The organism is Rickettsia typhi str. Wilmington, assembly GCF_000008045.1.
Lineage (GTDB): Bacteria > Pseudomonadota > Alphaproteobacteria > Rickettsiales > Rickettsiaceae > Rickettsia > Rickettsia typhi.
Window position 1 is genome coordinate 1,051,253 of sequence record NC_006142.1, and the last position, 21,032, is coordinate 1,072,284.

Consider the following 21,032-nt stretch of genomic DNA (forward strand, 5'->3'; position numbering starts at 1 on the left):
TTTTATTATTGCAATAATAATATTTAAAATAGGTAGTAATCTATGGCAGGTAGTTTAAATAAAGTAATATTAATAGGGAATGTAGGACGTGATCCGGAAATCAGAACTACAGGTGAAGGGAAAAAAATCATTAATCTCTCCTTAGCAACAACTGAAACCTGGAAAGATCGTATTACAAGTGAACGAAAAGAACGAACTGAATGGCATAGAGTAGTGATATTTAGTGAAGGACTGGTATCTATTGTAGAACGCTATGTAACAAAAGGTAGTAAATTATATATCGAAGGTTCATTGCAAACTCGCAAGTGGAATGATAATTCAGGTCAAGAAAAATATACAACGGAAGTTGTATTACAAAATTTTAATTCTCAATTAATATTATTAGATAACAAAAACTCTAATAATCATACACAAGGTTCAGGACATAACGAGTATAAGTATCCTGAAATTAAAAATCATTCTTTTGATCATAGCGACTTAGACGACGAAATACCATTTTAATTACTTACAATCATTGCGAGCAACCTTAGACTTCATTATAATCTAGTCAAATATACTGAGATTGCTTAGTCTAAATTAGATTAGAAGCAAATCACACGGAAACATTAAATCACATAAGCAATTATGTCAAAATTTGTTTTATTACTTACTTCATTGCTCTTAGGTTGTTCTACAACTCATGATGTAGCTAATAGGATAAAGCATGCACAAGAGATAGCGCATCAAAATAATTTTCAGATGAAGTTAATAAATGGTGGTAATTTTACTCTGACAACTTTTCAACGTATTACTGCTAATCATCTACCATTTGTATTCTATATTGAAGGAGATGGGCACCTCACCGATAACGGCATTAACTCTAACAATCCTACCCCTGTTAATCTAATGCTCTTAAAGCTTGCTACAATTGATAAAAGATCTAATGTTGTTTATATAGCACGCCCTTGTCAATACACTCCTTTAGAAATGAACTCAAAATGTATTAGCGATTATTGGGTAGATAAAAGAATGGGACAGGAAGTCGTAGACTCAATTAACAATGTCATAAATATTATCAATAATGGACAAAAATTTAGCTTAATCGGCTTTTCTGGTGGTGGAGGACTTGCAATATTAATTGCTGCTCAAAATAGTAATGTTAAAGATATTATAACCATTGCTGGTAATTTAGATACTGAAAAATTTGATAAATATCATAATTATCGCGGTTACTTAGTTAAATCATTAAACCCGATAAATTATGCAAAACAGGTGGATAATATTCCTCAATTACATTTATCCGGCATGAATGACAAAAAAGTGCCACCTTTCATAGCAGAACTGTACGTAAAAATCAGTAGCTCACTATGTGTAAAACACCACACTTTGCCTAATATTTCTCATACAAAAGGTTGGGATAAAGTTTGGTCTAATATATTAGACATTCCTCTAATTTGTAATTAAGCAAAATTATATAAAATCCTTAATTGACTTTTATACAAAACAGTATAATTACAATTTAATTTTTGATACCTATTATATAGGCTCTGACAAGGAATAAAAGTTTAACAATGATACAAAAGCAGGCGCTAAATCTTATTTGTAATTAGGTACGTTGATATTGTGATATGTCCATATATTAATGAGCTTTTGCCCAAAAGTTGATGCTTACTCTACTTAACTATATAGCTCAGTTTTATGTGCTACTTTCTACTTTTATCTTATAGGCTATTCATGTTATTGTTTTTTGATATTTAAGCGATACATAATGAACGCAAAACTACAGTAGCAACTCCCGTGCTATAGTAACTGCATTATTTCTTACTGCTGATATATTACACCTCTATTGTAATATTATAGAAAATTGTTCTATCCTATCCTCAATGATAAATATAATAAGATTAGAAATTTATCTAACTGAGTTTACTACAATAAAATATCCTATTGTATCCTTAGCTACAGGTTTCCGCTACTAATTTTGCAACTTTTAATAGTTGCTACTATATTATATCTTAAATTGACGTTATACATTTTTGAAATATTACCGTTATAAGCACAGTAGCAAGAAGTGAATTGCAAGAAACTCCTAAATTTGCTAATGTAAAGCATACATTACTTAAAACTTTCAAAAAACTAATCGAGATATATAAAAGTATATTAAATCTTTTTAGAAAGAAAAAATTAATAACAAAACATCGCCATATTGGTATAATGGATTATACATGACATATATTCTGTTTTGAATTTTGCAATATATTATACTAACAAAATTAACCGTGCTCTTAAACAAGTTAAAATAAAATGTTAAATTAGACCCTATAAGCATATAAAGTATTCTAAACTATTATAAGATATACCATATAAAGCAACTAGATTTCATATTACTATTGCAATGTTTATTAATTATTGTCATTAGACAATCACTTATCATGGATTTTGAACTTAATGTTATGCCTGCTATACCAAATTATTTTGGAAAGTTCCAAATTTTTAAAATTTTTACTGCTATAACATTACATATGAGTCTAAGTTAAATTCAAATTTTGCATTATTAACAATAACAAATTACAGAAGACAAATAAGTAATACTTATTATAACAAAATTTATAAGAAACATATTGCAAGGGTTGAGTAAATAAATCTAGCATTCCTAAGTCATTACACAAATCAGTACATATTCTTCTAAAGTAGTTATATAATAATTATTTAATATGTTGCCCTTTAACAGTTCTTACGTTTTAAAATTAAAGATATGTAATAATTGCTTCTACTATCTACTAAAGTAATATTTACTTTAACATCACTTATGTTTAATTTCACATTTTAGCGCCACTTTATGTATTCCTTCTTACTGAATCAGTGTATCTTTTTCAATATATCACTATCCAATTTCATTACTTTCATAAAAGCATACACCTTCTCAATTAAATCTCTGTTAGGTTATGTTGCTTGTTAATGACATATTATAATCATCAATATTTGATTATACTACTTTATAATACTTCCTTTAAATTTTAGTGATTCAAAGAATTGCTAATACATTTTATTATTAGAAAAATTAGGATATTTTGTTTATACCAAAATAGTTTAATAATTGCTGATTTTTTAATTGAATTTGTACAAGAACATATTACTCTAACAATAGATATGTAATTAGGCATTTTCTTATGAAATTATTTGCTATTGACATCTTTGTCTGAAAAAAAATAAGCTTTAAAAATTGCCTTTGTATTTCTATAGCTATATTTCATTTATTAGGATAACTCTTACTTCTCGCTTAACGGAAATATTTAATAATATTACAATTATTAATTTCTACTCTACATAAATGTAAAACGAATTAAGCGGTTCAGTAAAATTAATATACCTTGATCATGTTATTTAACAAAAAGTGTTGCCAATACATAGAATCAGCAAAAACTTCATGATTTATTTTTTTAATGAGCTTAAGTGGTATGATGGTTGCTTAATTCCTCTTATAAGAGAAGAGAATCAATTTTAAAATAAAAAATAAAGCTTCTTAGTTAGAGATCTGGTGCAATAATTAAAAATTAGCTTCATCAAATTTTTCTGGAAAATGGAAAAACGCTTTATTTGATTGCATCTGCAGTTTAATATGTTTTAACAAAAATGAAGAATGGCGCACCCTAAAGGATTCGAACCTCTGACCCACAGATTAGAAATCTGTTGCTCTATCCAGCTGAGCTAAGGGTGCATGTAGCTTACGGTAAACCTTATATCAGTTTAAATAGTTTTATGCAAGAATTCTTTTTTTATTAGAAAGAATAAAAAATGTGATCAATTAAAATATTTATGAATAAATTTTATATCTACAACAATTTTAAAAATGAAGCTTTAATTAATATTAAAGTAAAGCCATATTCTAAACAGAATCTAATTAATAATTTTGTAATTATCAACAATATTCCATATATAAAATTATCTATAACAGCAGCACCGGAGCAAGGTAAAGCTAATGAAGGAATCATCAATTATCTAGCAAAAGAATGGAAATTATCACGTAGTAGTATAGAAATTATTAAAGGTCATACTCATAGCTTAAAAACAATATTGATAAAAAATATTAACGAAGACTATTTAAATTTGATTATTAATTCCTATATTAAATAAATAGTTTTATTACATTTTTCTTCTGTCATCTCATTTCTTACTGTATCCAAAAATATGGTAAATAATTTGGACACCGTTGACAAGACATGAGATGACTCTAGAGATATGTGTTATTATGTAACAAATCTAAAAACAAGAAAATCGGTTTAGTATGACACAAGAAAAAAAGAAATTTGATGCCGAGGTTGGCAAGATTTTAAATTTAATGATTCACTCTCTTTATAGTAATAAAGAGATTTTTATGAGAGAATTAATTTCTAATGCTTCGGATGCTTGTGATAAATTACGTTATTTATCACAAAGTAATAGTGAATTAATATCGGGTGATAGCAATTTTAAAATTATAGTTAAAGTTGATAAGGATAATGAACAGATTATTATACGTGATAATGGCATTGGTATGAATAAAGAGGATTTAATAGAAAATCTCGGTACTATTGCAAGATCAGGTACAGCAAATTTCCTTAAAAACCTCTCCGGTGATTCTAAAAAAGATAATATGCTAATCGGTCAGTTCGGTGTTGGATTTTATTCAAGCTTTATGGTAGCAGATAAGGTGACTGTTACCTCAAGAAAAGCTGGTGAGAATAAAGTCTATACTTGGGAATCAGACGGCCTTGGTGAATATATTGTTGCAGATTCAGAACAAGAATTTGCAAGAGGTACCGAAATCGTTTTATATATCAAAAAGGCAGAAACTACATTTCTTGACCATTTTAGATTAAAACATATAGTTAAAAGCTATTCCGATCATATAGCAGTACCTATATATTTCTGTGATGAAGCGAGTAATAATGAAATCCAGCTTAATTCAGCATCTGCATTATGGACAAGACCGAAGTCAGAGATTACAGAAGAACAATATAAAGAATTTTATAAAAGCTTATCTTATTCAGTTGATGATCCATGGGTTACTTTACATAATAAAAATGAAGGAGCTATAGAATTTACTAATCTACTTTTTATCCCTTCAAGCAAAACATTTGATTTATTTCATCCTGATCGTAAAAGGAGAGTGAAATTATATATAAAAAGAGTATTTATTTCTGATGAAAATATTGATTTAATTCCATCATATTTAAGATTTTTACGGGGTGTAGTGGATTCAGAAGATTTGCCATTAAATATTAGCCGTGAATCACTACAGCATAATAACGTACTGGAAAAAATTAAAAATGCTATTACAAAGCGAGTACTTGGTGAACTTAGGAAAAAGAAAGAGGAATTACCTGAAGAATATAATAAGTTTTGGACTAATTTCGGAGGTGCTTTAAAAGAGGGTTTATGTGAAGCTACAACCGATCATGAAAAATTATTAGAGGTATGCATATTCAGAAGTGCATTGCATAATAAAATGATTAGCATTGACGAATATATAGCAAATTTTAAAGAAGGGCAGAATACTATATATTATTTAAGCGGTGATAACCCTGATAAATTACTTTCAAGTCCACAAATTGAAGGGTTATTAAATAAAAATATCGATGTATTACTTTTTACCGATACAGTAGATGATTTTTGGGTCAACGTTAATAGCGAGTATAAAGGATATGCCATTAAATCAGCGACAAGAAGTGATATAGATGTAGAGCATACTACTTCACGACCTCAGGATAAAAATACAGATAGTAAAAAATCTGATGATGAGTATAAATTACTAACAGATTATTTTAAAGAAATACTAGGCGAGTTAGTAAAAGAAGTTAAAATATCTAAAAAACTTACTTTAAGCCCTGCTTGTCTTGCAGTAAGCGACACTGCTATGGATATTCGTATGGAACGCTTTTTAATAGAGCAGAAACAAATAGCAAGTGCTTCTGCTAAAAATCTAGAACTAAATCCGAAAAATAAAATCATAGAAAAAATTTTTAATGATCTAAAAGCAAATAATAAAAATAATGAGGAATTGGTAAATCTAATATTTGATCAAGCTTGTATTTTAGAAGGTGAACCGATTGCTGATACAGGAGCATTTTCAAAGAGATTAAATGATATTTTACAAAAAGCTATATTATAACTTTAAACTTTTGTAATTTTAATGTAAAATAGTTAAAATCCATTGTCGTCACGCTACATTATCACAGAACCCAATAGGAATATTGGTATTTTCTGTGTTCAAGCAACAAGTATGACATAGTACATTTTACAATTCACATAAAAATTTCTAACAAACCAATAATGTCTTATTACGATACTATATTTAATAAACATATAGACAAAATTAAAAGTGAAGGAAGATATCGAGAATTTAAGTCTTTAAAAAGACAAGCAGATAATTTCCCTTTTGCAGAGTATGAAGACAAACAAATAGTTATGTGGTGTATTAACGACTATTTAGGTATGAGCAAACATATAAAAGTAATGCAAGCTTCTATAGATGCATTGCTAGAATACGGAGTAGGATCAGGTGGAACTCGCAATATTGGGGGTAATAATATTTCTATTCTTGAACTCGAAAAAGAACTCGCAGATTTACATAGCAAAGAAACAGCTTTAGTTTTTACTTCTGGTTTTGTTGCAAATGATACAACACTTGCAAGCCTTGCTAAAATTATACCTGATATAGTATTTTTCTCAGATGAACTAAATCATGCATCAATAATTGCAGGCATTACAAGTTCAAGAGCTGAGAAGTATGTATATAGACATTTAGATGTTCAGCACCTAGAAAAACTTCTACAATCAGTTGATATAAATAAACCTAAAATTATTGTTTTTGAATCAGCATACTCTATGGATGGCTTTTTCTCACCTATCAAAGACATAATCAACTTAGCTAAAAAATATAATGCTTTAACATTTATCGATGAAGTACATACAGTCGGTTTATACGGTAAACAGGGTGGTGGCATTTCTGAACTTCTTGATTGTAGCAATCAAATTGATATTATCCAAGGAACACTTGCTAAAGCATACGGTACTATCGGTGGTTACATCACGAGCAACTATAATTTAATCGACGCTATAAGACTAACTGCCCCAGGATTTATTTTTACCACTTCCCTTCCACCAGTAATTTCTACTGCTGCAACCCATAGTATTAGACATCTTAAAGTATCAAATGAAGAACGAATAAAACATCAAGAAGTAGTGACAAAGCTTAAAAACTCTTTTGAACATTTTAATATACCTTACTTGAAAAATGAAAGTCATATAATACCAATAATTATTGGTGACCCGATTAAAGCAACGAAAGTATCAAATATGCTCCTTAATGAATATGGTATTTACGTTCAACATATCAATTTTCCAACAGTACCACGAGGTACAGAACGCCTACGTATCATCCCAACACCTGCCCATACTGATAAAATGATTAACGATTTATCTACAGCATTAGTACATATATTTGCAGAGCTTGATATAGAATTATCCTCTACAAAAGAACTGAACAAAGAAGTACGTTTACATCTTATTGCATGACATAATTACAAGAAATTTTCAACTGTGTTGCATAATTGATATATAATTTCTTTTGTTAGCTAGGAATTATATATCAATAATACTTTCAGTAGTTTAGCTCGTGATTACAATAATGGTAAACAAAGTAACAAACATTATACAAAATTTATTTGCTTTTTTACTCCTTCATCATCACGTTTATTGCAAAAAATACCATAGAATACTATAAATTTATTTAAAGCTCTATTCTTGACCAAAACACAGTAGAAATCATAAAAAAGAAAAAGCACTGATACAAATCGACTATAGCTAGTTGATTACAAAGTAAAACTTAATAATAATGACAATGTCCTTTTTTGATGATAAAACTGCAATTATGACACTCATTAAACCTATACTTAAGAATAGTTGAGTTCTAAAATAGTAAGATAGATAGTTGATAGTTATACGGAATAACCAAGAAAAAGAGTGAGCAAGCAATGATAAACAATTACTCAATGCTCAAGCATTAGCAAAAAACAATAGAAATTACAGAAGGATTTTGACTATATAATAACCGATCTATATTTGATGAATCCAAAGTTGTTGTAAGCCTTTAAAATTATAAGAAGCAAGGTCTTACTTCTATAGAAAAGTTCTGTTAAGTACTCATACTAAATATTTATTAATGACAAAAATAGATAATTAATCTAACAGCAAATGTAAATTTTGCAAAACTCACAGTTAGAAATGCCTATAATAGGATTTTACAAAAACTATTGCATATTTCAGCTCTATAGTTTATTTTGATTGCACGCTATATACAGAATTAATGGATTATTAAAATGGGGATTATCGTATTAAAAAATGAAGGATTGAATTTTCATGCAAGAATCTCTACTCCTTTAAGTGAAATAGATTACGACATTCAAAAAGAATTACTTGATTTAACCAAAAAAGTTAAAGTAGCGGGTTTTAGAGTTGGTAAAGTACCTATTTCAATTGTTAAGAAGAAATACGGTATTTCTATTAGGAATGATATAATAGAAAAAAGAATTAACAATTTAGTAAATCACGTTATTAAAGAGTATAATCTAAATATAATCGGCAGACCAAAAATTGAAGAATTGCAAAACGAACCCGATAAAGCTTTAGAATTTACAGTAAAAATAGAATTGTTACCTAAGATTACTATTCCAGATTTAAAGAAAATCTCACTAGATCGTCCAAAATTAGCAGTAAACTCTAAAGATGTCGAAGCACAATTAGAAAAACTTGCTGCATTAACAAAATGTTATACTAAAGAAAGTAAAACAAAAATAAAAGATGGTGATCAGGTTACTATTGATGCAATCGGATATATTAAGGATAGAGCTTTTGATGAGGGCAAATTAAATGATTTTAAGGTAATAATAGGTAGTAATACACTTATTCCAGGTTTTGAACAACAATTAATAGGTTCTAAAACAGGTAGTAAAGTAGATGTTAATGTTACTTTTCCTGAAAATTACCATGCTAGAAATTTATCAGGTAAAGATGCTCATTTTGTAGTACAAATTAAAGCAGTACATACTGCAGAACCTACTGTTATTGATGAGGAGTTTGCTAAAAAATTCCAGAGTAATAGCCTTGAAGAATTACGTACACATTTTGCTAAACAAATAGAAAATGAGTCAGAAGAAGCTATTAATACTATAATGAAAATGAACTTATTTGATAAGTTAGAAAAATTGTTAGATTTTGATGTACCAGAATCTTTATTAGAGCAAGAAAAAAATATTTTAAAATCCGAAACCGATAAAAATAAACATGATGGATCATTATTAAATGGGAAATCCTCTAAAGAAATAATAGAATATTATAATAAATTAGCACTACGACGTGTACGCATAGGCTTATTACTTGCTGAGTACGCAAAATTTAAAAATTTACAACTAGAGCCTGATGATTTGAAAAAAGTTATTATGCAGCAAGCACGTAATTTTCCTGGACAAGAAAATATGATATTTGATTTTTACAAAAATAATCCTAGAGCCATTGAAGGGCTTAGAGGTCCTGCATTAGAAGATAAAACTGTACAATATATATTTAATAATGAAATACAACTTAAAGAAAAGAGATATTCTAAGGAAGAGCTAGAAAAATATCTTGAAACCGAAGAACAGCAACGTATTAGTTTAATTTAAAGTTAATTAATTGTCATTGCTATAATACAACGTAGAACAATTAAGTCATGATTAGTAATCGTAGATTTAGGTAGAAATAATAAATTTAAATCAGATTTTCTTATTTACTATAGTTTTACTTTACAAAAATTGGTGCACGTAGTTAATACTTAAATATTACTATATTTGATTTTTTATAATCTCTAAAGCAAGTTTAACTATTTTATTCACACCTAGATTAGTATAAGTAGAAATAGGGTGCACTACTTTATTAGTAACTCTCTGAAGCTTCTTTATTTTTTTTTGTATTTCCTCATCAGTAAGAACATCACATTTATTAATACATATGATTTCGATTTTATTTTTTAAATAATCCGAATATGATTCAAGTTCAAAACGTACAGTATCATAATCTGCGATTACATTATGACTAGAACCATCTATTAAATGTATTAATACATTACATCTTTCTATATGCTTTAAGAATTTATCTCCAAGTCCGTGTCCTTGGTGAGCTCCTGCAATCAAACCTGGAATATCAGCTATTACAAACTCTTCATCATTAATATATACAACTCCAAGATTTGGCACTAAAGTAGTAAATGGATAATCAGCAATCTTAGGTTTCGCTGCTGTTACAACAGATAAAAAAGTAGATTTACCTGCATTGGGTAACCCAACAAGCCCAACATCAGAAAGTAGTTTTAGTCTCAAATGAATCCACATTTCTTGCGCAATTTCTCCTTCTGTACGCTTTCTTGGCGCTTGATTAACAGATGTTTTGAAATGGCTGTTACCAAGACCACCACATCCTCCTTTAATTATTTCAAAACTTTTTTCATCTTCCGTGAAATCATGCAATAATATATTGCCGTCCTCAGAAAAAATTTGAGTACCGATTGGAACATCAAGAATTAATGATTTTCCTGATTTACCACTGCGATTTGAACCTTTGCCGTTTCCACCGTTTTCTGCGATAAAATGCTGTTGATATCGATAGTTCACTAATGTATTAATATGGTGATTACTTCTAAAAATAACACTGCCACCAAATCCACCATCTCCACCATCCGGTCCACCTCTGTCAACAAATTTCTCACGATGAAAACTAATACAACCATTGCCGCCGTTTCCACCTTTTATATATATTTTAACTTCATCAATAAAATGCATTTTACTTTCTTGTTAGTGATATAAGTGTTTTAAAATTTAAAAGTTGTTAGTAAGCTTTAATTATTATAATATAAATTATAAATTTCCTCTTAATCTTCTGATTAATCTTCCAAAAGGATTGCAGATGTGAATTTATTTAATGGTATTCTATCTTGATTATAGAATGTGATATTATTCTAATTTTTCTAGGTTTCCGTAATATTTAAAAAATAAAAATTATCGCGCATTGGACAACACATAATACAAAAAGCATCTTTTTTATTAAAATGATGATTTTTGCTAAAAAATTTTAGATGAAGTAATTATATTTCTAATTCATCATCTAAATCACTAAATTTATCACCTTTATATCTCATATAATTTTAGTTTGACTTTATGAGACAAATTTATTAATAACCTAGTAAATAGAATTTTAATTCGTCACTTTCTTTCTACAATACACTTATATTCTCTATGTACATAACCAGTGTAAAGTTGTCTAGGTCTACTGATTTTTTGTTCAGGATCTTCGTGCATTTCTTTCCATTGCGCCATCCAACCTACGGTTCTTGCTATTGCAAAAAGTACAGTGAACATTTGCGACGGTATACCCATAGCTTTATAGATAATGCCTGAATAAAAATCAACATTTGGATATAATTTTCTCTCAATAAAATATTCATCTTTAAGAGCAAGAGCTTCAAGTTCTATTGCTATTTGTAACAACGGATTATTTTCTAACTGCCCTAGTTCATTTAATACTTCTTTACAAGTTTCTTTAAGTACTGCAGCACGCGGGTCATAACTTTTATATACTCGATGACCAAAACCCATTAACCTAAATGGATCATTTTTGTCTTTAGCTTTAGCTACATATTTAGGAATATTCTCAGAACTACCAATTTCTTTAAGCATATTTATCACTGCTTCATTAGCTCCACCGTGAGCAGGCCCCCAAAGTGATGCAATACCAGTGCTAATACATGCAAAAGGATTAGCTCCTGATGAGCCAGCAATTCGTACTGTTGAAGTAGAAGCATTCTGCTCATGGTCTGCATGTAAGATAAATATCTTATTAAGCGCATTTTTTATTATTGGATTTACTTTATATTTAGTACAAGGAGTTGCAAACATCATATGTAGAAAATTTTCGGTAAAATCTAATGAATTATCAGGATAAATAAATGGCTGCCCTATAGAATATTTATAAGACATTGCAGCGATAGTAGGTATCTTAGCAATCATTCTAATAGCGGTAAGTTCATAGTCTGTTTCATTAAAATTCAATAAATCAGGATAAAATGCTGAAAGAGAACCAACAGCTGCAAGCATAATAGCCATAGGATGAGAAGAACTACAAAAGGTTTGAAATAAATAGTGTAATCTTTCATTTACTAATGCATGATGAGCAATCTTTGTAGTAAAATTATGATACTGCTCACTACTTGGTAGTTCCCCATAAATCATCAAATATGCCACTTCTAAAAAATCACTTTTCTCAGCTAAGTCTTTAATATCATATCCTCGATGCCATAAGATTCCTTTATCACCGTCTATATATGTGATGGTAGATTGACAAGAAGCAGTAGACATAAAACCTGGATCGTAAGTAAAGCAATCGGCTTCCGCAGATACCCTACTTATATCTATTACATCTTTACCTATACTTGCTTTAAGTATAGGTAATTTAAACATTTTACCTCTAATTTTTAATTCCGCAAATTCTAAATTATTATTATTTCCATTAGTCATAATGTATATACCTTATTTTACATCAGTAAGTATAACCCTAATTATAGGAAATTAGAAATGAATTATGATTTATAAATTTTCTTTGATATCTTACTCAACGTGTAAGGTTAATGAAAATTAAAAACACATACACCTCTATTTTCGCTATAAGTTAAAAGCTTTTTTGAATAAAAATGCAATTTTCTAGATAATATTTTTATATTAGCTTTATTATATGCTATACCTCCTCCTCTTCTTACTATATCTTTTACAGAAAAAATAACTCCTTATTGTGATCCATAAAATATTACGCTAACACTTCAATATACCATACTAATATTTTTTTCTTTTAAAAAATCTGTAACCACATAATACAAACAATTTCAGTGATAAATTTCTTTTACTATTTCTAAAGTATTTTTATACTTTATTTATCTTATATTACATGCATTTAATAACAGAATAATTTTATAAAAAATATGAGCTGCATTTGATTTAATAAATTTCAAGTACACTAATCTAGTGTCATGATATCTAATTTTCTAACAAAAATATTTACTGTTTGCTGCTATAAACATTGTATTTGTTACACATATATTACGCTTAAATATATGGTACGCTTAAATATATGGAAAAATATATATAGTATTAGATGTACAAGTTATGCAATAACTCTATTATTCACTAAATATTCCTTAATCTTTAGTAGATCATACCAGGAGGTGCGTTTTTGCATAGGTTGTCTCAGTAAATATGCAGGGTGAAAGATTGCAGTAGTTTGAATAGGAGTTGATATATATTTATTTGTATAAAAGTAATATTCTTGTCTAATTTTAGTAATACATGAATTTTTTCCAAGTAAACTAGTTGCAGCAGTGCTACCAACTAGAATAAGTAACTTAGGATTAATTAGGGCAATATGTTTTTCTACAAAAGGTCTACAAATATCAACTTCTTCCAGAGTCGGTTGTCTATTAGCAGGAGGACGCCAAAATACCATATTAGTAATATAAAAATTATTTTTCCGTGAAATCCCTATAGCATACAACATATTATCAAGTAAATTACCACTTTCACCACAAAAAGGTATCCCTTTTAAATCTTCAGTATTCCCTGGAGCTTCACCTATTAACATAATTTTAGCTTGTGGATTACCATCACCGAAAACTGTATTAGTAGCAAATTTCTTAAGTTCGCAACCATTAAAATTTAGTAGAGATTCTCGTAGTTCTGCGATATTATTAGCTTTATCTGCAAGAGATCTTGATAAAGTGATATTATCATGAACATTATTATTACATGCCGCTTCTGTTGTATGCATAAGTTCTACTTGTTGCTTTTCAGTGAGTTCAGTATTATTAGGTATTTTTTGTGGTGTGTGTTCGTAGCAATAATATTCAACACCGATTGCATTTAACCATTTAAAAATATCATTCATTATCTTACAATAAAATATGTTAACATATCATATACCAAAGGAACTAAACAACACAAGGCTTGATAAAGCTTTATCATCACTCCTTGAAAAGGTCTCAAGAAATCAAGTTCAAAAAGCTATTAAGAATTCTTGTGTACAAATTAATGATGTGATTATTTCTGATTCTGATGTTTTGGTCAAGGAGAATGATACTATATTATTTTCTTTTAAAGAGCCTGAAGAACTAAAAATTACATCAGCAAATATAACACTTGATATAATTTATGAAGATGATGATTTGATAGTAATTAACAAAGCAGCAGGTATAACTGTACATCCAGGTGCAAAACATCATGATAATACTCTTGTTAATGCATTACTGCACCATACAAAGAATTTATCAGATATTGGTTCAGCAGAAAGGCCAGGAATAGTACATCGTTTAGATAAAGAAACTACAGGTTTGATGGTTGTTGCTAAAAATAATAAAGCTCATATGCTACTTGCCAAACAGATAGAACAAAGGCAGGTGATACGAAAATATAAAGCATTAGTTTGGGGGGTAATTAATCCACTAGAAGGAATAATTAATAATAATATAGGTCGTAATAGAAATAACCGCAAAAAAATGACAATATTAAAATACGGTGGAAAAAAAGCTGTTACGCATTACAAGACTTTAGAGCTATTTTACGGCGGCACTCTTAGTATGGTGGAATGCAAGCTTAGTACCGGTAGAACGCACCAAATCAGAGTACAGTTAAGTAATTTAAAGCATTCGGTAGTTGGTGACCAAACTTATGGTAATAACAACCGTAAAATTATTAATTCGCCACCTAAACTAAAAGCTAAATTAATAGATTTTAAACGCCAAGCTCTGCATTCTTGGTATTTAAGTTTTACACATCCAACTAGTAATAAGATTATGGAATTTTCTTGTGCGATACCAAGAGATATGCAAGAGATCATAACCGATTAGGCACTATAGACAAGATTTTAAGAATAAAAAATCTAAGTAAAAGATAGGTTGACATAAATTGTATTTCAATTATAATGAATAATATATTTATATCTTTACATATCATAAGATATGCTAATGATTTAGCTGCAGAAGTAGCTAATGTAAATAAAAAGCTTATATTTCACATAGTCAATTTTCTAATTAGAGCTTAATCATGAAAAAATGGACTTTCTGACTTAAATCTTAAAATCTGTAATTAAGATTGATAAAATCAGAAACATATTTACTACAAGAATATTAGATGCAAACTAGCATTTTCGACTTTAATCGCTCCTCTGACAAATAATTTAATAGATGATGCGTGCTATTTTCAATCATTGTTAAAGCTCATAATAAATTAAATTCAGATCAACATACCAACCATATAGATAATAATATCGATAATAAACATTTCCTTAGTACATTCATTATGCAACAATAATAAACAATATTAGAAAAGATGCAAAAAAATACCTCTATCCAATGCAATATTCTATAAAGCAAATTCTTAATAATGCTAACGATAAATTAAATAAAATAGGTATTAATTTACCAGAATTAGAAGCGCGTATTTTATTACAGCATGTAACAAATAAACCTATTGAGCATTTACTTATTAAGCTTAATGAACAATTGAGTGAAGCTGAAATAGAAGCTTTTGAAAAACTGTTAGAGAGAAGGTTAGAGCACGAACCAATAGCATATATTACAGGTATTAAAGAATTTTACTCGCGTGAATTTATTGTGAATAAGCATGTATTAATCCCACGTATAGATACAGAAATTTTGATAGATGTGGTCATAGGATTAGTAGTGTCACGCAATGACTTGAACACGTGCTCCAAATTAAAAAGCCTAGATTCAGTGAAGACAATACAGCATTACAACATACTCGAACTCGGAACAGGTAGCGGTTGCATTGCTATCAGTTTATTATGCGAACTACCAAACACGAGCGTAATTGCAACCGATATAAGTGTCGATGCAATAAAAGTTGCTAAAAGTAATACCATAAAACATAATGTAACTGATCGCATTCAGATTATTCATAGCAATTGGTTTGAAAAACTAAACAAGCAAAAGTTTGATCTTATAGTTAGCAATCCGCCTTATATATCGCATTCTGAAAAACTAGAAATGGCAATTGAAACAATAAATTACGAGCCACACATTGCATTATTTGCTGAAGAAGATGGTTTGGAAGCTTATAGTATAATTGCCAAAAATGCAAAACAATTCTTAAAACCAAATGGTAAGATTATACTAGAAATAGGGTTTAGTCAAGCAGAAAAAGTGTGTCAAATCTTTTTGAATTATGGCTATAATATTGATCATATTTATCAAGATTTACAATCACACAACAGAGTAATAGAAATATCACCTATTAATCTAAATAGATCATATGCAAGACGAATCGGCAAAAGCTTATCAAAAATGCAACAAAAATTATTAGATAACGAATTACCAAAATATTTATTTTCCAAAGAAAAATTTGCAAGTGAAAAGCGTAAAATATTTCTTGAGATAGGCTTTGGTATGGGCGAGCATTTCATTAACCAAGCAAAAATTAACCCTGATACACTTTTTATTGGAGTAGAGGTATATTTAAACGGAGTTGCAAATGTTTTAAAACATGCAGCTCAACATAACATAATGAATTTTTTATTATTCCCTAATAATTTAGATTTAATATTAAACGATTTACCAAATAATAGTTTAGATGGAATCTATATTTTATTTCCTGATCCATGGATAAAAAACAAAAAAAAGAAAAAACGTATTTTGAATAAGGAACGTCTTAACATTTTGCAAAATAAGCTAAAAAATAATGGTAATTTAGTGTTTGCTTCAGATATCGAAAATTATTTTTATGAAACAATTACACTAATAAGACAAAACGGTAATTTTGAAATTATTCATAACGATGATTATTTAAAACCGCATGATAATTATATAATCACCAAATATCATCAAAAAGCGATTAATGAAAATAGAACAGCAAAATTTATGATTTTGCAGCACGCTTTAACCGGTCATTAATGGCAGCCCCAATATTCGTTAAAGGTACTGGCGCAACTGCTATACAATTTATATCATTAAGAGCTGCATAATCGTCAAGAATTCTTAAATATGAATAAAGATTTGCTGCAGCTTCTATAAAGTTACCTTCAGTGCTTAAATTCAATGCAAATTTTCCTGTAAGATTACTATTGCCAAAATTTAATCCAATTTCTTTATCATTTAAATTTATAGCATTTAATCTAATATGCACATTGGGAGAATAGTGTTTTTGAAGCATGCCGGGAGCTTTTACTATGCTATTTATTTCTGATGCTTTTAAAATTTTTACTCCAAGTAACTCTTCTAAAATTTCAGACGTGATGAACCCTTCTCTAAGAATAGTAGGAATAACAGTTGTAGTATCAATGATCGTTGACTCTAAACCATATTCACATTGATAGATTTCAGGAGATAAAATAAAAATTTCACGATTATCTTTAAAATGTTTTGTAACATGCTCAGCGTTAGTCGGACTAATATAGTTTGAAGGATTAGCACTTGGTGCAGCTATAGGTACAACTGATTGTCTGATAAGCGCTAATGCTATAGAATAAGATGGTATCCGAAGTGCTATTGTATTTAGCCCTGCAGTTACACTAGGGGCAATATTTACATTATCTTTTAATGGAACAACGATAGATAATGGTCCAGGCCAAAATTTCCTTGCTATTTTTTCAGCAAGTTTATTAAATTCACCTATAGCTTTTGCTTGCACTATGGATGCAACATGCACGATCAGTGGATTAATAACTGGACGATTTTTAAACTGAAAAATTTTTAAACATGCTTCATTATTTGTCGCATCTGCACCAATCCCATAAACTGTTTCAGTTGGAAACACAACTACTTTACCGGATTTGATAAATTGTACTGCTTTATTGAGCATTAATTTTGTTAGGTTTCAATTAAGTGTCACATTGTGACTTAACAACAATATCCAAAAGACTACTAATATACTAATAGTACCGTGAATAAAACACAAAATAACAAAGGTAGCAGTAATCCAAATATCAACGCTATATGCGATAACGAAGCTACAAACGACAAAACTTAACTACTTTATCAAATACTTCACAAGTATTGTGTAATAACGATAAACGATTTTGAGCGATTTTTGGATCAGAATCATTAACAAGTACGTTATCAAAAAAGCTAGTAATTGGTTTCAATAAAGATGATAATAAATTTAATGCTTTCTTATAATCTTTATTAGCTATTATAGCTATAATTTGTTGAGAAATTATTTGAATTACTTCAAATAATTCTTTTTCATACTGCGTACTAAATAGACTCACATCAACTAAGCCAGTAATTTTCTGATTACCAATTATATTACTAACTCGTTTATAAGCATTTAATAATTGCTTACCTACATCTTGTACTAAAAATTCTTTTAATGTATCAAGCTTAAATTTGGTATCCACTAAATTTAAATCAAGAACTGCATTAATTAATGCAATATCATAATCATTTTTAAAGTAAAATTTTGCTCTTTCTTCAAAGAAAGATATTACTGAATCTAAATGAGTATTAGTTGGAACCTTGTATAAACTTACAGCAAAATTAATTAAATTAATAAAATTTATTTCTAATTTATTTTCAATTATTATTCTTATTATACCAAGAGCTTGACGCCTTAAAGCATATGGATCACCTGAACCATTTGGCGTTTCACCAACTATAATCAAACCTACTAAACTATCCAACTTGTCTGCTAAAGCAAGTAATGTAGCATTTCCGCTAGGTACATTATCGTTTAAACCCTGAGGTTTATAATGGTCTCTAATTGCTTTAGCTACTTCTTCATTTAGCCCTTCATGCTTTGCATAATAATAGCCCATAATCCCCTGTAAATCAGGAAATTCTCCAACCATATCAGAAACAAGATCACTCTTACAAAGTCTAGCTGCCATAATTAAATCTATATTATCTGGAGCTATATAACGACAAATATCGGTTATACGATCGACTTTTTCTTTTAAACTACCAAGCTTTGCATGAAATATTACAGATTCTAATTTAGAGAATCTTGATTCTAAAGTTTTAGCTATATCATGCTTATAAAAATATAAAGCATCAGCAAGCCTCGCTGATAAAACTTTTTCGTTTCCTTGAAGAATGAGTTCAATATTTACAAATCTACCATTAATAACAAAGAGAAAATATGGAGCAAAATTTCCAGTTTTATCGAATAGACAAAAATATTTCTGATGTTTACGCATCACAGAGATTATTACTTCCTCAGGTAATTCTAAGAATTTTTGCGGTATTTTCCCAAGTAATACGACAGGAAATTCGTTAAGCCCTGTTACTTCTTCTATTAAACGCGCATCTTGTTTTATATTTAGATTTTGCGCGTTTGCCAACTCTAATAAGCCAACCTTAATGATTTCTTCTCTCTTTAATCTTTCTAAAATAACGTTATTTTCTAAAAGCTTATTTCTATAATTTTCAAAATCTATTATTTCTAATTTTTTATTATTAGTAAGACGATGCCCATAAGTAATATTATTAGCGCTTAAATGTCCAAATTGCAGTGGTAATATTTCACCGTCAAATATACATAAAATATTTCGTAAAGGTCTTATCCATTTTATTTTATAACAACCCCAAAACATCGATTTTATCCAACTATATTTATTAATAGCATCTATAATAATCTTTGGCAAAATCTCCTTCATTTCTCTTGCTTGTGTCTTTTTTACAAAGAAATAATATAGCTTCTTATTTATTAATTTAGTAGAAAGATCGAATTTATTAACATTATGCACTTTACAAAAGCCGTTAATCGCGATTTCCGGAGCTTCTATACTTGGCCCTTTAATTTCTTCCTCTTTTGGCAAAATAACCTTTGGCAAATTGGTAGCATGTAGTGTTATCCTACGAGGTCCTACGAAGACTTGTACTTGTGCAAATATTTCATTTTCCTTAAAAATTTTTGTGAATATATTTAAATAAGCTTCTTCAGCATTTTTTTGCATAAATGCAGGTATTTCTTCACTAAATAGCTCTAATAATAATTCACTCACTACTTAACTCCAACCACTTGATACAACAAATTTTAGCTAAATAACGCACTCGTAAAATATAAGAAGCACGCTCAGTTACACTAATTACACCTAACGCATTTAATTGATTAAAGTAATGACTTGCTTTAAGGCACTCATCATAAGCTGGCATAGGTAAGTTCACATTCACTAACCTCTCGCATTGTTCTCCACTATCTTTAAAATGTCTTAACAACATCTCACTATCTGCAAACTCTAAATTATATTTTGAAAATTGCCGTTCAGCTTCAAAATCTACTTCACCGTATTTTAAAGCTTTTTCCCCTATCTGTCCGTTCCAATCGAGCTCTTTTACTTCATCAATACCTTGAATATATAAAGCAAGTCTCTCTAAGCCATAAGTGATTTCACAGGCAACAGGATAACACTCAATCCCACCAACTTGCTGCATATAAGTAAATTGTGATACTTCCATACCATCACACCATACTTCCCAACCAAGCCCTGAGGCACCAAGTGTCGGTGACTCCCAATCATCTTCAACAAATCTAATATCATGGGTTTTTAAATCTAAATTTAAACATTCTAAACTTTTAAGATATAAATCTTGAATATTATCTGGTGATGGTTTTAAAATAACTTGAAACTGATAATAATGTTGCATTCTATTCGGATGCATACCGTATCTGCTATCACATGGTCTTCTTGATGGCTGAACATATGCAACAAACCATGGTTTGGTACCAAGACATCTAAGCACAGTTGCAGGGTGGAACGTACCTGCTCCAACATGAGCATCGTAAGGCTGCAATATCGCACAACCATAATCTTGCCAATAATTTTGTAATATCAGAATAATTTGTTGAAATGATAGTTTTTTCATAATCAAGTTATATATTAGAACTCAAATTGTCAGCTTTATCTTGCGATCTTTGAACACCTAATTCATGACATAATACTCATTAAATACCATGATGCAATGAAGTTCTGTAAGTTTATTATCTTCA

14 protein-coding genes and 1 tRNA gene are annotated in these 21,032 nt (G+C 29.2%); 8 read left to right on the top strand and 7 right to left on the bottom strand.

Annotated features, from left to right (window positions below; genetic code table 11):
• Positions 1–42 precede the first annotated feature (42 nt).
• Positions 43–501: a single-stranded DNA-binding protein gene (locus RT_RS04055; protein ID WP_011191253.1), complete on the top strand. Its 459-nt coding sequence runs from the start codon at positions 43–45 to the stop codon at positions 499–501.
• 123 nt (positions 502–624) lie between these two features.
• A complete protein-coding gene (locus tag RT_RS04060; protein WP_011191254.1) occupies positions 625–1,443 on the top strand; it encodes an alpha/beta hydrolase family protein in 819 nt (272 codons plus the stop codon).
• Positions 1,444–3,617: 2,174 nt separating this feature from the next.
• On the opposite strand, the gene RT_RS04065 is transcribed toward RT_RS04060, so the two are convergent.
• Positions 3,618–3,694, bottom strand: a tRNA-Arg gene (locus RT_RS04065).
• A gap of 98 nt (positions 3,695–3,792) precedes the next feature.
• Here RT_RS04065 and RT_RS04070 point away from each other — a divergent pair.
• The 4 genes from RT_RS04070 (at position 3,793) to tig (ending at position 9,677) form a co-directional block, all read left to right on the top strand.
• On the top strand, positions 3,793–4,110 hold the full coding sequence (locus RT_RS04070) for an A1G_07140 family DUF167 domain protein (protein ID WP_011191255.1): 318 nt from the start codon (positions 3,793–3,795) through the stop codon (positions 4,108–4,110).
• Between the two features lie 151 nt (positions 4,111–4,261).
• Positions 4,262–6,127 (top strand): molecular chaperone HtpG, encoded by a 1,866-nt coding sequence (gene htpG, locus RT_RS04075; protein WP_011191256.1) that lies wholly within the window; start codon positions 4,262–4,264, stop codon positions 6,125–6,127.
• Between the two features lie 161 nt (positions 6,128–6,288).
• Positions 6,289–7,533 carry a 5-aminolevulinate synthase gene (hemA, locus tag RT_RS04080; RefSeq protein WP_011191257.1) on the top strand — a complete coding sequence of 415 codons (1,245 nt, stop codon included), beginning with the start codon at positions 6,289–6,291 and terminating at the stop codon, positions 7,531–7,533.
• 803 nt (positions 7,534–8,336) lie between these two features.
• Positions 8,337–9,677, top strand: coding sequence for a trigger factor (gene tig, locus RT_RS04085; RefSeq protein ID WP_011191258.1), 1,341 nt, complete (start codon positions 8,337–8,339; stop codon positions 9,675–9,677).
• A gap of 159 nt (positions 9,678–9,836) precedes the next feature.
• Here tig and obgE read toward each other — a convergent pair whose 3' ends face one another.
• From obgE to RT_RS04100, 3 genes are all read right to left on the bottom strand, one after another.
• Positions 9,837–10,829, bottom strand: coding sequence for a GTPase ObgE (gene obgE / locus RT_RS04090; RefSeq protein WP_011191259.1), 993 nt, complete (start codon positions 10,827–10,829; stop codon positions 9,837–9,839).
• A 420-nt stretch (positions 10,830–11,249) separates the two neighbouring features.
• Complete coding sequence (locus RT_RS04095) at positions 11,250–12,560, bottom strand: citrate synthase (protein ID WP_011191260.1); 1,311 nt, start codon at positions 12,558–12,560, stop codon at positions 11,250–11,252.
• A 640-nt stretch (positions 12,561–13,200) separates the two neighbouring features.
• Positions 13,201–13,977: a uracil-DNA glycosylase gene (locus RT_RS04100; RefSeq protein ID WP_011191261.1), complete on the bottom strand. Its 777-nt coding sequence runs from the start codon at positions 13,975–13,977 to the stop codon at positions 13,201–13,203.
• Between the two features lie 16 nt (positions 13,978–13,993).
• Here RT_RS04100 and RT_RS04105 point away from each other — a divergent pair, with 16 nt between their 5' ends.
• Positions 13,994–14,935: an RluA family pseudouridine synthase gene (locus tag RT_RS04105; RefSeq protein WP_011191262.1), complete on the top strand. Its 942-nt coding sequence runs from the start codon at positions 13,994–13,996 to the stop codon at positions 14,933–14,935.
• A gap of 504 nt (positions 14,936–15,439) precedes the next feature.
• Positions 15,440–16,996, top strand: a complete 1,557-nt coding sequence (gene trmB, locus RT_RS04110) for a bifunctional peptide chain release factor N(5)-glutamine methyltransferase PrmC/tRNA (guanosine(46)-N7)-methyltransferase TrmB (protein WP_011191264.1) — start codon at positions 15,440–15,442, stop codon at positions 16,994–16,996.
• Here the strand turns inward: trmB and RT_RS04115 are convergent.
• The 3 genes from RT_RS04115 to RT_RS04125 all read right to left on the bottom strand — a co-directional run bounded on the left by RT_RS04115 (position 16,962) and on the right by RT_RS04125 (position 20,908).
• Entirely contained in the window at positions 16,962–17,903 is a 942-nt protein-coding gene (locus RT_RS04115) for an L-threonylcarbamoyladenylate synthase (protein WP_011191265.1), read from the bottom strand. The two genes, trmB and RT_RS04115, sit on opposite strands and share 35 nt — an antisense overlap.
• A 148-nt stretch (positions 17,904–18,051) precedes the next feature.
• Entirely contained in the window at positions 18,052–20,046 is a 1,995-nt protein-coding gene (glyS, locus tag RT_RS04120; protein ID WP_011191266.1) for a glycine--tRNA ligase subunit beta, read from the bottom strand.
• Positions 20,039–20,908: a glycine--tRNA ligase subunit alpha gene (locus tag RT_RS04125; RefSeq protein ID WP_011191267.1), complete on the bottom strand. Its 870-nt coding sequence runs from the start codon at positions 20,906–20,908 to the stop codon at positions 20,039–20,041. Before RT_RS04125 ends, glyS begins: the two co-directional genes overlap by 8 nt.
• Positions 20,909–21,032: the final 124 nt, after the last annotated feature.

What these genes read in the sequence shown, in the direction of transcription:
- RT_RS04055 (WP_011191253.1), top strand. Translation starts at nt 43, where the DNA reads ATGGCAGGTAGTTTAAATAAAGTAATATTAATAGGGAATGTAGGACGT.
- RT_RS04060 (WP_011191254.1), top strand. Translation starts at nt 625, where the DNA reads ATGTCAAAATTTGTTTTATTACTTACTTCATTGCTCTTAGGTTGTTCT.
- RT_RS04070 (WP_011191255.1), top strand. Translation starts at nt 3,793, where the DNA reads ATGAATAAATTTTATATCTACAACAATTTTAAAAATGAAGCTTTAATT.
- htpG (WP_011191256.1), top strand. Translation starts at nt 4,262, where the DNA reads ATGACACAAGAAAAAAAGAAATTTGATGCCGAGGTTGGCAAGATTTTA.
- hemA (WP_011191257.1), top strand. Translation starts at nt 6,289, where the DNA reads ATGTCTTATTACGATACTATATTTAATAAACATATAGACAAAATTAAA.
- tig (WP_011191258.1), top strand. Translation starts at nt 8,337, where the DNA reads ATGGGGATTATCGTATTAAAAAATGAAGGATTGAATTTTCATGCAAGA.
- obgE (WP_011191259.1), bottom strand. Translation starts at nt 10,829, where the DNA reads ATGCATTTTATTGATGAAGTTAAAATATATATAAAAGGTGGAAACGGC.
- RT_RS04095 (WP_011191260.1), bottom strand. Translation starts at nt 12,560, where the DNA reads ATGACTAATGGAAATAATAATAATTTAGAATTTGCGGAATTAAAAATT.
- RT_RS04100 (WP_011191261.1), bottom strand. Translation starts at nt 13,977, where the DNA reads ATGAATGATATTTTTAAATGGTTAAATGCAATCGGTGTTGAATATTAT.
- RT_RS04105 (WP_011191262.1), top strand. Translation starts at nt 13,994, where the DNA reads ATGTTAACATATCATATACCAAAGGAACTAAACAACACAAGGCTTGAT.
- trmB (WP_011191264.1), top strand. Translation starts at nt 15,440, where the DNA reads ATGCAATATTCTATAAAGCAAATTCTTAATAATGCTAACGATAAATTA.
- RT_RS04115 (WP_011191265.1), bottom strand. Translation starts at nt 17,903, where the DNA reads ATGCTCAATAAAGCAGTACAATTTATCAAATCCGGTAAAGTAGTTGTG.
- RT_RS04125 (WP_011191267.1), bottom strand. Translation starts at nt 20,908, where the DNA reads ATGAAAAAACTATCATTTCAACAAATTATTCTGATATTACAAAATTAT.